Below are 13,272 nucleotides of genomic sequence, written 5' to 3' on the forward strand. Positions count from 1 at the left end.
GCACCTGCTTACATCACCGGGGCTTCCCCGATGATTTCATCGCGGGAGAGCCATGGGGTTTGCTGGAGATTCGGGTCAATGCGGCTACTTATCTCGGAGACAGTTCTCTTCACGTAGGCATAGAGTTCGCTTAGTTCGATCACACCGTTGCCGTTTCGATCCGCGGTTTTTCGATCAGACCCCAGTGCCCTGGCCACGGCATAGCTGAATAGGCCGTGCCCACCCAGCAGGTCGTCGTCCTCCTGGCTGAACTCCCGTCCCTTGGACGCTGCCAGCACGACCATGCCTGCTTTACCGTTGCGCGTGAGAGCGGCGGCATAGTCGTCATTTGGCACGACCGCATCCTGCGACGCCGCACCGGAGTGGCAAGCGTCCAACAGCACGATGACCCTCGCCTTGCTGCGCGACAGAACTTCAGCGACCTTGTCCCACAGCAGCGCTGTCCCAGGGATATCTTCCTGCGAGGTCCTACTCGTCAAGAAATAGAAGCGGTCACCGGCGCGAATGCCGTGTCCCGCAAACGAAACGAGGAGCGTGTCGATGGCGCTTGTTTGCGAGACAACGCCCTCCAGCGTCGCAAGTATCGCCGCATTGCTCGCTTGTTCGTCCTGCAACTCTTTCGTAACAATCGATCCAAATTGCGGACTGGAATGCTGCGCGACTGTATCGGCAATAAGCCGCATGTCCCGATTGGCGTATTTGAGGTTCCGGTCCGGAAAATTCGGATATTTGTCCACCGCAATCCCGACATAGAAGAGTTTGCTCTCTGAGCCTGCCCCTGCCGGTCCCCTGGCCACCGCCGATTTTGGTATGCTCGAGAAGCCGAGGGCATTGTAAGCGACTGCCGTCACCCAATGCGTGCCTTCATGGATCTGGATTGGACGTTCAAATTCGGCACTTCTGCCCGAAAGGCCGAGCTCTTCGAGAGGCGCCCCATCGACAAACAATCGTAGCGTCTTAAGGTCAATATCCGAGCGGACACGCACACGCGCCGTGAAGCGCCCCACTTGTCCGGCGGGGACGAGATCGAAATCAGCGCTGGGCGGCGCCACGATATCCGCCGAGGGGTGCGGAGGGTTATCACCACGCAGTATCGCCTGGATCAATTCCGGACGACGGAACTGCGACGCGAATTGGCTGAAGGCATGATGTTCGCCGAGACCGCTAAAATAGCGATAGACGTACCGTGCGCCATCGGGCGTCCCATCGTAGAAACCATCGTCGGTATAGAGCACCAGTTCGCCGTCAATCGAGACGCCGGAGAGAATACGTTTCTGCTCCGCGACCGAATAGAGATACAAGCGGCCATCCGTATTCAATTGCAGCAACACGCGACCGTCCATCGACAGGCGCAAGGACTGAACTGAGCCGGCACCAGGGACGTCCCGGATCGTAGCAACCGTCTCTAAATTCCGACCTCCGACCAGCGCGATGATGTGATCCAAAGGCGCCAGCAGTGCAAACATTTCTTCGCCGACCCGAACAGCCTTCATCGGTTGCGGCGCGCCCCCCACTCCATAGACGCCGCGCTCAATCTCGCCAAACGTCTTTCCGGCGGTTTTCGGGTTTGTGTCGTAGTTTTGATTCCAATCCGCCATCGAGCAGTGTGCCGCGGCGTCATCCGCTGATCGCACATATCTGAAGATACAAATCCTGCCCGTATAGACCCCACTTGAGCCGGCCGAGTCGTAGGCTTCGGTCGTGATCAGATAGGCCCCACCGTCTTCTTTCCAGAGCCAATAGGAGAAATCGAGACCGTAGCCAAAATCAGCCGAGTCGTAGTCGTTCTGATAGTACCGAGGAGGCTTCGTCAAGGTGCCGTGGACTGCCGGAACACTTGAACTTAGCCGAGCCACAATCTGATCGAAGCCAGGCCGCCTTGTTTTCGTCCCGCGGGCATTGTCCGCCCCAAAATTTGATTCCTCGGTCGGAAACTTTCTGGTTTGGCTCTCCGTGGCGGGATAGTCACGATCGAATTTTGCACCAAGTTTTCGTACGGAAACCAGCGCCTTGTTCGAATTTCGCTCCTCCGACTTTTCCGACCGGGTGAAGTCCAGTTCTCTCAGAACGGGCTTCGCCGTAAGACTGGGCAAACTTATTGTCCCGGCGGACGCCGCCTTGTCCATTCGCGTGAGATCTTTTGCAAAAATCCATTGCGCGACGCGAATGTCCTCGGGTTGTGCTTCATTCGATTTCCACAGTGAATAATACGTAATCCCAAGATCGGACGGCACCCGCAATCTCGTAAAGAACGGATTGCCAATCTTATCCGCTCTCAGCATCCTGATCTTGTGATCCAGGATGCTGGTGATCCAAAACCCCTGTAGCCCTGCGGAGAATATATTGTTCCTCCTCTTCTCGGTGAGAGACGCGGGATTGGCCATCAACAGGCAACCATCGTCAAGGCTCCACAAGACTTCGAACGGGTAGGTGATGCAAGCGTGACACACGTTGGTGTCTCCGCTCACGCCCTCTCCATTCTGAACGCTTGGCGATTCGATCAGGTCTTCAAAGCTTTGATCGATCTTCCCATCCACAAGCGTGGGCCAAAAGCCAACTTTCCCGTAACTTGTCCCTCCAGCAACAAGATAAGAGTCTCCCCTCACAAACGAGAGGGAGTCCACGCCCTCATCATATCTGGTGCTCATCGCCAGAACTGCTTTTCGTGCAAAAACATCGACGACAAAGAGCCGACCTGCCTCTTGATAGGACAGGAAACGCGATGTCGGAGAAAATCTGGGATTGGTCCCGGATAGATCAAGGACCAGCCCACCGGAAGCCGCGTTCAAGACCTCAAAGTGGCTTTCGAACACGCGCAGCTGATATTGCAGGTTTGGAGAGTTCCAGATTTCACCTGGCGCGCTCGGCGAGACTCTATCCTGCACTACTATCGCAGGAGAGCGGTCCTGCAGCTCTCGTGTGCTGTCAAAGAGCACGTCGGTTCGACGCAGCACGCCTGTCGACGTCGCCGTTAGAAGCATTGCCCTGAGATGAAACGCTCCAGACTTTAGTGGACGGATATTGAGAGAACCTTCGGTCTTCGACTCGGGCAGGTAGAGAGGAAAGATGACACGGAGTTGGTCGTTGTCCGCCTCAATACCGAATGGGGCTCGCTCACCGGGCGGAATCGTCAGGAATCCATCGCCCTCCAGTCGTACGGTGTTCGGCATTGAGACGACCAGCATGTCAAGGCGGGCATCATCGCTCCACCTCTTGCCCAATTCTGCCAGCGACGGATCTCCAATTACCTTCAGCTTCTCGGTGAGCGTCTTGCCCGATTGGACATCATAGTTGGTCCTATCCTCATATTTGATCGTCAGATCGGGCTTTGAGAGTGCGCCTTCCCTCACGCGCCAAGTGGCGCCGATAACCTCACCCACCCGATCAACGCCGAAACCGTCGATCCTCACATCCAGTCTTAAATCCGCGAGAGACTGCACCGACTGCGGACCCTGAGGAGCCGAAGATGCGTCATTGGGCACGCCTTTCGCTTTTCCGTACTTGTCAAGAAAGGCTATGCGATCCTCAATGTTGTTTACGACGCAGCGAACCATGCGAGGCCTTTGCTCGGGGGTAGGCTTGAGACGACCCGTCGCTTCGCATTCAACCGCCAGATGTTTATTCCAGGCCCTTTGATCGACTAACAGGCTCGCCTTTTCTTCTTGAGTTGTTGTCCTTGCAATCGCAGCTTTCCATGCGGCGGTGTGCCTGTCATTCGCCGCCATTGCCTCCCTTGAATCACAAATGGCAAAATCAAGCGTTGATCGCGCGTTGGCGCAGTCAAAGTCCGCTGCTCCGCAGGCCGACGTCTGAAGCAGGAACAGTAAGACAGGAAGGGTCCAGCCAGCGGGTCGAAAATGCATGAGCTACCTTTCTCGATGCGGGCGCATTGAAAGCGAATAGCCGGAATGAAACTTCATCCAAAGATTTAGCAGTCCAAGCGAAGAGCTATTGTTACCACGTGGTGGCGCGCCACGCTTGACCGCGCGATCACATCCTATGATTGTTTGATGCAAAATTACAATAAGACGATCGAGCCGGAATGAAAGCATAGCGAAATCAACAGAGTCGGCCTTTATTCTGCCGCTCGCAGCGGTCTGGTTGCAGACTCGAGCCCGCCTGTTTCGCGCCGGAAACGATCGCACCAAAGAGCAACGAACTTGACCTGCCCCGATGAGCCTTGCGAAGCTGGGCGCCGAAGGATGCTCGCAAGCATCGTCTATCAAAAGGATTCGTCATGTCTGTCGACACCAAGGCCGCCACTGACCGCCTCATGCGCTTCCTCGCTGTCGAGGGCGTGACCGGAAAGGAGGCCGCGATCGGGCGCGAGCTCACCGCGGCGTTGAAAGAGGGCGGCGTGCCGGCGGGCGCGATCCGGCTCGACGACGCCAACACGCGCATTCCGGTGCCGACCGAAACCGGCAACCTCATTGTCGATCTGCCCGGCCGCGGCGCGATGCACAACCAGCCGCGCATCATGTTCATGACCCACATGGACACCGTGCCGCTGTGCGCCGGGGCGAAGCCGAAGCTTGCCGGCCGCAAGATCGTCAACGACGCGAAAACCGCGCTCGGCGGCGACAACCGCGCTGGCTGCGGCGTTCTCGTCACGCTGGCGGCCGAGCTAGCGAAGCAGAAGCTCGATCATCCGCCGATCACGCTGCTGTTCTGCGTGCGGGAGGAAAGCGGGCTATATGGCGCGCGCCACGTCAGGACCGCTGAGCTTGGCTCACCGGTCATGGCCTTCAACTACGATGGCGGCTCGGCCTCCAACGTCACCATCGGCGCCGTCGGCGCGGATCGCTGGCACGTCGAGATTTTTGGCCGGGCTTCGCATGCCGGCGTCGCGCCGGAGCGCGGGATCAGTTCGACCATGATCCTTGCGCTCGCGCTCGCCGACGTCAGGGCCGGCGGCTGGTTTGGCAAGGTCGTGAAGGGCAAGCGGCAGGGCACGAGCAATGTCGGCCCCGTCACCGGCGGCGACGGCCGGCCAGCTGGAGACGCCACCAACGTCGTCTCCGACTATGTGCACGTGCGCGGCGAAAGCCGCAGCCACGACCGGACGTTCTTCAAGGAGATCACCAAAGCCTACAAGCTGGCGTTCGAGAAGGCTGCAAAGCGCGTCACCAACAGCGCCGGCAAATCAGGCCGCGTCAAGTTCAAGGCCGAGACCGACTATTATCCATTCCACATGAAGGACAGCCTGCCCGCGGTCAAGCGCGCGGCTGCCGCGGTGTCCGGCATCGGCGGAACGCCGATCATCCGCACCGCGAATGGCGGGCTCGACGCCAACTGGATGGTCCGCCACGGTGTTCCGACCGTCACCTTCGGCGCGGGGCAGAACGAGGTGCACACGATCGACGAGTGGATCAATCTCGACGAGTACGACCGGGCCTGCGCGCTCGCCGTGCAGCTCGCGACGATGCGGTGAGCCTGGCGCTGCGGCCGGCGCCCGCGTGTCAGCCTTCGGCCGTCACCATGCGCCACAGCGTCTCCACCAAAACCTCGTAACCCTTGTCGAGCGCCTCCGGCGCGGTGAACTCGCGCGGATTGTGGCTCAGACCATCCTTGCTCGGAACAAAGATCAGCGATGACGGGATACGTTTCTGGATCGCCAGTGCGTCATGTCCGGTGACGGTCTTCAGCGTCAACGTCTTCATTCCGAGATCGCTGGCGACGCCGCGCACGAGTTCGAGGCTGGCCGGGTCGAGCGTCGACGCGGCCCTTCGTTCATCTGCGGCGATCGAGATATCGACACCGATCGCGGAAGCCTCCTGCGCGATCCGCGCCAGGAAACGATCGCCGAGCGCAAGTACCACCGCCTCATCCTCGTGCCGGATCTCGAACCAGACCCGAACCCGGCCGGCGACGACGTTGGGCGAGTTCGGAAACACGCTGATCTTCGCAGCCGATGCGTGGACGCCCGCATTGGCACGCTCGACCTCGTTGTAGAGCGCTTCGATGGCGCGGCCCGCGGCACGGAGCGCATCGCGGCGCCTCGCCATCGGCGTCGGGCCGGTGTGCGACACATCGCCCTCGAACACCACCGAGATCTTCCGCGTCATCCAGGCTCCGGAGACGGCCCCGATATCCGCCGCCTCGCGTTCCAGGTGATCGCCCTGCTCGACATGGAGCTCGACATAGCGCAGCGGCTCGAACGTGAGCGGAGACGTGCCCCGATAGCCTATCGCGGCCAGTGCGTCACCCAGCGTGACGCCGTCACCGTCCTCGCAGGCGTAAGCCTGTTGCAGCAATAAGCTGCCGGCGAACACCGAGCTGCCGGTCAGGCTCGGCTGGAAACGCGCGCCCTCCTCATTGGTCCAGTTCGCGACCGCCAGATTGCGTCGCGCCCTGCCGGGATTAGCTAGGGCGCGATCCCGCACCGCCTGCACCGCGAGCAACCCCGCCAGCACGCCGTAGACGCCGTCATAGCGGCCACCGGTCGGCTGCGAATCGAGATGAGAACCGGTGATCACAATTTCCTTCGAAGCTGGCGCCAGCACCGCGACGCCGAACATGTTTCCGATCGCATCGATCCTTGGAAGAAGTTCGCGACCGGCGATCTCGCGGAGGAAAAGATCACGCGCGTCCTTGTCCAACGGCGTTGCCGTGAGGCGGCAGACCCCACCATCTCCGGTCGCCCCGATCGCCGCAAAGGCCGAGATCAGATTATGCAACTCGGTCATCTCAGCTCCATCCGCAGCACGGCCTAGCCTCCGAGGTCGCCGCGGATCGCCGCAAGCGCCAGCTGCTCGAACTCCGCCTCGGTCAATTGCCGCGGATTAGAGCCTGCGGTCGGATCCTTCACCGCGTCGGCCGCGATCGCCTTGGCATTTTCTTCCTTGACGCCAAGCTCCGCCAGCGTATGCGGGACGCCGAGTTTTTTCCGGAACGCAAGGATCCAGTTGAGGACCGCATCGAAATCGCGGCCGGGCAAATCGAGCGCACGGGCAATGTGCGGAATCTTGTCGGCGATCGCCGTCCTGTTGCAGACCAGGACATACGGAAATACCACGCCGTTGGTGAGGCCGTGATGGGTATCGTAGCGCGCCCCGACCGGATGGGAGATCGAGTGGATCGCCCCCAGCCCCTTCTGGAACGCCGTGGCGCCCATTGACGCCGCAGCAAACATGTAGGCTCGGGCTTCGAGATCGCCGCCATTCTCGACCGCGCGTGGCAGGTACGTGTCGACAATCCTGATGCCCTCGAGCGCGATACCGTCGGCGAGCGGATGAAACGCCGGCACGCAATACGCCTCGAAGCAGTGCGCGAGCGCGTCCATTCCGGTCGCCATCGTCAGGAACGGCGGCAGCCCGACCGCGAGCTCAGGATCCTCGATGGCAATCCTGGGCATCAACAGGGGGTGGAAGATGATCTTCTTCTCATGGGTATCCTCGCGGGTGATCACACCGGCGCGGCCAACCTCGGAGCCGGTCCCGGCTGTCGTCGGCACTGCGATGATCGGGGCGACGCCATCGGTATTGGCGCGGGTCCACCAATCGCCGACGTCCTCGAAATCCCACACCGGGCGGGACTGCGCTGCCATGAAGGCCACGCACTTGCCGACGTCCAGCGCCGATCCGCCGCCCACCGCGACAACACCGTCATGACCGCCGGCCTTGAAGGCAGCAACGCCGGCGTTCAGGTTCGATTCGGTCGGATTGCCCTTCACGTCCGAGAACACGCTGATCGGAATTCCGGCATCGCGAACGCGCCGGACAATGCCGGTGATCAGATCGTTGTCCGCAAGACCCCGGTCGGTCACCAGCAACGGCTTTGCGATGCCGTTGGCCCGGCAGGCGTCGGGAAGGTCGGCGATGCGCCCGGGACCCGTGACGATTCGGGTCGGAAAATTCCAGGCCCCGGTGATTTGAGCTGCCATGTCGTGCTCTCAGTGTTCGATGCGGAGGTGAAACGATTTGGGGCGGGTCAGCGCCTCGAAGCCGAGACGCGACATGCTCGCGCCGCGGCCGGTATCCTTGACGCCGGTCCAGGCGAGCGACGGATCGACATAGTCGCAACGGTTCATGAAGACAGTGCCAGTGGCGATGCCGTCGCCGATCCGCTCGGCGGCATCGGCATCCGCGGTCCAGACCGAGGCGGTCAGGCCATAGGGACTGTCGTTCATCAAAGCGACCGCCGCTTCATCCGACGAGACCTTCATGATGCCGACCACCGGGCCAAAGCTCTCCTCCATCATCACCCGCATGGTGTGGTCGACATCGACCAGCACCTGCGGCATCAGATAGGCGGTGCCGGTCCTGTCGGCCGAAAAACCCTTCGGGTCGACCAGGGCGCGCGCGCCGTTCGCGAGGGCCTCGCTGGTGTGGGCACGCACCGTGTCGGCAAAACGAACCGCGGCCATCGGGCCCAGCGTCGTCTCCTGCGCCAGCGGGTTTCCGAGCTGATAGCGCGAGGTCAGGTCAGTGAACGCGTCGACGAAGCGGCCGTAGATCTGCTCGTGCACATAGATACGCTCGATGCCGCAGCAGCATTGGCCCGAATTGAAGAACGCGCCGTCGACGAGCTGTTCGACCGCGAAATCGAAATCGGCGTCCGGCCTGACATAGGCCGGGTCCTTGCCGCCGAGCTCAAGGCCAATCGTCGTGAAGGTACCGGCCGCGGCGTGTTCGATCGCGCGGCCGCCGGCGACCGAGCCGGTGAAATTCACATGGTCGATGGACCGGGACGCGATCAGCTTCTCGGCGGCCGCATGATCGAGGTTCAGCGTGGTGAACAGGTGCTTCGGCAACCCGGCCTGGTCCATGGCGGATTGAAAACGCTCGCCAACCAGCACGGTCTGGGCGGCATGCTTCAGGATCACGGCGTTGCCGGCCAGCAGCGCCGGAACGACGGAGTTGACCGCCGTCAGATAAGGATAATTCCAGGGCGCGATCACCAGCACGATTCCCGCCGGCACGCGCTTGATCATGCGCCGGAAGCCGGCCCGTTCAGCGGGCAGTGTCGGTGCCAGCGCGGCGTCGCTCAGTTCAACGAGAGTTCTGACGCGCTCCTCCAGGCTCCGGAACTCGCCGCCGTAACGCACCGGCCGGCCCATCTGCAACGCAAGCTCGGGCACGATCGCGTCGTTCTGCGCCCGCAACGCCTCGAGGAACGCAAGCACCTTGGCCTTTCGCTCGGCCAGCGGCACCTGCGACCACTCCCGCTGCGCCTGCCTTGCGGCAGCCAGAGCCTCGGCGATGTCACGGTCGGTCGCGACGCGCCGCCGGGCGAGCTCGCTGCCGTCGACCGGCGAGATGCAGACAATATCGTTCACGTTGAGTCCACTCGGTTTGAGGCCAAAGACCTGCCAAGGCCTGCTTCAGATGATTTCGAAATAACGCGCCAGTTCCCAGTCGGTGATCGCCTTGCGGAATTCGCGCTCCTCCCAATGCCGGGTCATCGCATAATGATCGACGAAGACGTCACCGAACAGGTTGCGGGCGGCCGACGATCCGATCAGCCGGTCGGCGGCCTCCGTCAGTGTGCGCGGCAACGCGCGCGCGGGGGGATGCGTCACGTCATAAGCATTCCCCGTGATGGGATCACTGGGTTCGATCTTGTTTTCGATTCCCCAGAGGCCGGAACCAAGCGCTGCGGCAATTGCGACATACGGATTGATGTCGGCGGCCGCAATCCGGTACTCGACCCGCTGGCTCGATGGCGAGCCGGGGATGACACGCAGCGCGCAGGTCCGGTTTTCGATTCCCCAGGTGGCATCGGTCGGTGCCCAGAACCCCGGGATCAGGCGCGAATAGCTGTTCACGGTAGAGGCCACCATCGCCAGCAATTCGGGCATCAGGGCCTGCTGGCCGCCGACGAACCAGCGCATCGTGTCCGACATGTTGCCGGGGCGGCCGTCCTGATGAAACACCGGCTTGCCTTCGGCATCACGCAGCGAAAAGTGCAGATGGCCCGACTGCCCCGGATAGGCATTCGACCATTTGGCCATGAAGGTCATCATCTTGCCCCGGCGCTGCGCCCAGACCTTGGCGAAGGTCTTGAACAGCACCGCGCGGTCGGCTGCGGCGAGCGCATCCGTATAGTGGATCGCCGCTTCCAAAACGCCCGGCCCGGTTTCGGTATGAAGCCCCTCGATCGGCATATCCATGTCGTCGCAAAGCTTGAGCAGCGACTGATAAAACTCGGACTCGACCGAGGCGCGCAGCATCGAATAGCCGAACCAGCCCGGCGTCAGGTTCTTCAGGCCGCGATAGCCTTTTTCCCTGACACTGTGCGGCGTTTCGTCGAACACGAAGAATTCGAACTCGGCCGCGACCGTGGCCGAAAGCCCCATCGCAGCGGCACGATCGATGACGCGACCAAGCAGCCGGCGCGGACACAGCTCGGATGCGGTGCCCTCGAACTCGCCGAGGAAGAACAGCATGTTGTCTTCATCAGGCACGTCGCGGCAGGTAGCCGGATCGATCCGCGCGGTCGCATCGGGAAACGCGGTGTGCCAGCCAGTGAACGTGGATTTGTCGTAGAGCTGGTCGGCGGAGTCCCAGCCAAAAATCACGTCGCAGAAGTTGAAACCATGCTCCAGCGCGTTGAAGAATTTGTCGCGCGCCAGGTATTTGCCGCGAATGACGCCGTCGAGATCCACCACCCCGACCTTGACGTGGGACAGGCCACGCGCCTCGACCAGCGAGCGGGCATCTGCGGCGGTTTTTACGCTTCTGGAATCCATGGGCTCGGAGTCTCTTTGGGCTGGACGATGATCAGGCCGGACAAACCTCACGCAGAACCTCGTCGCAGGCGGCGACGAACATGTCCGCATTGTCCTTGGTGAAGCAAAGCGGGGGACGGATCTTCAGCGTATTGCCGAACGGACCGGCCGCGCCAATCAGAATGCCGCGATAACGCAACCGGTTGATGACCTCGCTTGCGACGTCAGGTGCCGGCGTCCTGGTGTCGCGGTCGTGGACGAGCTCGAGCCCGATGAACAATCCGCTGCCGCGGACGTCGCCGATCTGGATGTGGCGATTGCCGATCTCGCGAAGCCCGTTCATCAGGTGGCCGCCGATCTCTTGCGCATTGTTGATCAGCCCCTCATCGGCGATCACCTCGAGCACCGCGAGCCCAGCCGCCGCGGCCACCGGATTGCCGCCGAACGTGTTGAAATACTTGGTCTCTGCGGCGAACCGGTCGAGCAGCACCGCGCGCGTCGCGACACCGCCCATCGGGAAGCCGTTGCCCATCGGTTTTCCCATCGTGACAATGTCAGGCACGACGCCATGCCTGGCAAAACCCCACAGCGCAGCCCCGGTTCGCCCGAACCCGGGCTGGACCTCGTCGGCAATGAACAGGCCCTGCTTTTCATGCACGAGTTGAACTGCCGGCGCAAGAAAACCGGGCGGATCGGCATAGACGCCGTCACTGGAAAAGATCGTATCGACCAGCAGCCCCGCGAAGCCGACGCCGCTTTGCTCGAGCTCTGCGATAGCCCGCCCGACATCCGCGGCAAAGCTTTTGCCGAGATCACCGCCGGCGGCACGAAACGCGTCCGGCGCCGACACGGTACGAACGTGGGGCGGCAAAGGCTGCCCCGGGCGGGACGATGGCGACACGTCGGTCACCGCGGCGGTGTTGCCGTGATAGGCGGTCTCCGTGACGATAAAACCTGCGCGGCCGGTCGCCAGCTTCGCGATCCGTAGCGCAAGGTCGTTGGCTTCGCTGCCGGTACAGGTCAGGACCAGCTGATCGATATCCGGCGGGAAGGTCGCGAGCAGACGCTCGGCATAGGTATCGACGACGTCGCTGAGATAGCGGGTGTGGGTGTTCAACAGACCGACCTGCCGCCTGATCGCTTCAACGACGCGCGGGTGGGAATGCCCGACCGAGGGGACATTGTTGTAGAGATCAAGATAACGCCGGCCTTCGGTGTCGAACATCCAGACGCCGTCCGCGCGCTCCATCCGCAGCGGCTCTTGATAGAACAGCACCGACGCGGAGCCGAACGAGCGCAGGCGGCGCTGGACGGCGTCCCGCAAGCCGGCGTCCATCGTGGACACCCTGCTCGGCTCGAAGGCGTTGAGCGCCAAGATTCCCTTGTCCTCTCGCATCGCGCGCCCCTCCTTGACCGGCGCCGGCGGATACTGGCAGCCACCCGCAGCTATCATGCCGCAACTGCCTCCAATCAACAGTTTGGAACAATGTGGCTTCTTCCACAATAATAAAGCAGCCCGCGGTCACGACACATCGGAACCTCAGTCATACACTTCATGAGAACGAGATAATATCTCATTAAATCAGTATATTATGTAATAATCCGATTCTGCCTGCACAGCATGCGGGCATCCTACCGTCTATATTTTGGGGGATTTGCCACATTATTAGTGTGGACATCCAACATGCCTTGAGAAAGGATTGGCTGAGAGACGGCCGCGCGCTGCCCGATCCTGTGGCGACCGACGCGGCCGCAGGGACATCTCAATGACGACCGAGCGGTTACAAGCGACCGACGTCTCCGCGACCGACAAGCGGCCGCGAAAAGGGGAAGGCGATCGCCTGTCGAAGCTTTCCCGTCACCAACACATCATCTCGCAATTGGCGGCAGCCCCGACCTTGCGGGCCTCGGAACTCGCGGCCGCACTTGGCGTCTCCGGCGAAACCATCCGGCGCGACCTGATGGAGCTTCAGGAACAGAAGCTCATCAACCGCACCTATGGCGGAGCATCCCGCCCGTTCGCGCTGGAGCCCACGCTCACCGATCGCAGGGCGATCATGATCGCCGAACGCGAGGCCATCGCCTCCGCCATCGCCGATCTTATCTTGCCCAACGAGGTTCTGATGCTGGCTGCCGGCGCAACGACATTCCATGTCGCGCGACGGTTGGCAGCCAGCGCCCACGATATCACGGTGATCACGCATGACTTCGCGATCGCTGCCGCGCTGGCCGTGAATTCATCGATCCGCGTGCTGTGCTGTCCCGGCCGTTATCATGCCGCGGAAGGCTATGTATTCGGCACACAGACGATCGCCAGCATCAATAGTTACGAGGCCAACCGCGCCATCGTCGGCGCGACGGGGATCAGCGCCCGCGGCATCAACGATGCCGATGACGAAGCCGGCGCGATCTATGGCGCGATGGTGAAGCGGGCCGCGGAAGCCATCATCGTCGCCGACCACAGCAAGTTCGACCAGCGGGCGCTGACGGTGTTCGCGCACTGGACCGATATCGACCGCCTCGTGACCGATCGCCAACCGGAGGGATCGCTCGCAACCGCCCTCCGTGAAGCCGGGACAGAAACCATCGTTGCCCAACGCTGA

8 protein-coding genes are annotated in these 13,272 nt (G+C 61.7%); 2 read left to right on the plus strand and 6 right to left on the minus strand.

Features of this window, described 5'->3' with window-relative positions; translation table 11 throughout:
• Window positions 1-8: 8 nt before the first annotated feature.
• Entirely contained in the window at window positions 9-3,863 is a 3,855-nt protein-coding gene (locus tag UP09_RS20890; RefSeq protein ID WP_082070222.1) for a caspase family protein, read from the minus strand.
• A 374-nt stretch (window positions 3,864-4,237) separates the two neighbouring features.
• Between UP09_RS20890 and UP09_RS20895 the strand changes: the two genes are divergently transcribed.
• Window positions 4,238-5,431 carry a M20/M25/M40 family metallo-hydrolase gene (locus UP09_RS20895; protein ID WP_044540171.1) on the plus strand — a complete coding sequence of 398 codons (1,194 nt, stop codon included), beginning with the start codon at window positions 4,238-4,240 and terminating at the stop codon, window positions 5,429-5,431.
• A gap of 28 nt (window positions 5,432-5,459) precedes the next feature.
• On the opposite strand, the gene UP09_RS20900 is transcribed toward UP09_RS20895, so the two are convergent.
• From UP09_RS20900 to UP09_RS20920, 5 genes are read right to left on the minus strand one after another with little or no spacing between them, the layout of a single operon-like run.
• The gene (locus UP09_RS20900) at window positions 5,460-6,686 is read right to left on the minus strand and encodes a M20 family metallo-hydrolase (RefSeq protein WP_044540172.1); all 1,227 of its coding nucleotides are present in this window, start codon (window positions 6,684-6,686) and stop codon (window positions 5,460-5,462) included.
• 23 nt (window positions 6,687-6,709) lie between these two features.
• Window positions 6,710-7,882 (minus strand): iron-containing alcohol dehydrogenase, encoded by a 1,173-nt coding sequence (locus UP09_RS20905; protein ID WP_044540173.1) that lies wholly within the window; start codon window positions 7,880-7,882, stop codon window positions 6,710-6,712.
• 9 nt (window positions 7,883-7,891) lie between these two features.
• Window positions 7,892-9,277: an aldehyde dehydrogenase family protein gene (locus tag UP09_RS20910; RefSeq protein WP_044540174.1), complete on the minus strand. Its 1,386-nt coding sequence runs from the start codon at window positions 9,275-9,277 to the stop codon at window positions 7,892-7,894.
• Between the two features lie 45 nt (window positions 9,278-9,322).
• Window positions 9,323-10,690, minus strand: coding sequence for a glutamine synthetase family protein (locus UP09_RS20915; protein WP_044540175.1), 1,368 nt, complete (start codon window positions 10,688-10,690; stop codon window positions 9,323-9,325).
• A gap of 31 nt (window positions 10,691-10,721) precedes the next feature.
• Window positions 10,722-12,065 (minus strand): aspartate aminotransferase family protein, encoded by a 1,344-nt coding sequence (locus UP09_RS20920; protein WP_044540272.1) that lies wholly within the window; start codon window positions 12,063-12,065, stop codon window positions 10,722-10,724.
• Between the two features lie 370 nt (window positions 12,066-12,435).
• Between UP09_RS20920 and UP09_RS20925 the strand changes: the two genes are divergently transcribed.
• On the plus strand, window positions 12,436-13,272 hold the full coding sequence (locus tag UP09_RS20925; protein WP_082070223.1) for a DeoR/GlpR family DNA-binding transcription regulator: 837 nt from the start codon (window positions 12,436-12,438) through the stop codon (window positions 13,270-13,272).

It is taken from the genome of Bradyrhizobium sp. LTSP885 (assembly GCF_000938305.1).
GTDB lineage: Bacteria > Pseudomonadota > Alphaproteobacteria > Rhizobiales > Xanthobacteraceae > Bradyrhizobium.

Coding starts and splice junctions, on each gene's coding strand:
- UP09_RS20890 (WP_082070222.1), bottom strand. CDS start 3,863: ATGCATTTTCGACCCGCTGGCTGGACCCTTCCTGTCTTACTGTTCCTG.
- UP09_RS20895 (WP_044540171.1), top strand. CDS start 4,238: ATGTCTGTCGACACCAAGGCCGCCACTGACCGCCTCATGCGCTTCCTC.
- UP09_RS20900 (WP_044540172.1), bottom strand. CDS start 6,686: ATGACCGAGTTGCATAATCTGATCTCGGCCTTTGCGGCGATCGGGGCG.
- UP09_RS20905 (WP_044540173.1), bottom strand. CDS start 7,882: ATGGCAGCTCAAATCACCGGGGCCTGGAATTTTCCGACCCGAATCGTC.
- UP09_RS20915 (WP_044540175.1), bottom strand. CDS start 10,690: ATGGATTCCAGAAGCGTAAAAACCGCCGCAGATGCCCGCTCGCTGGTC.
- UP09_RS20920 (WP_044540272.1), bottom strand. CDS start 12,065: ATGCGAGAGGACAAGGGAATCTTGGCGCTCAACGCCTTCGAGCCGAGC.
- UP09_RS20925 (WP_082070223.1), top strand. CDS start 12,436: ATGACGACCGAGCGGTTACAAGCGACCGACGTCTCCGCGACCGACAAG.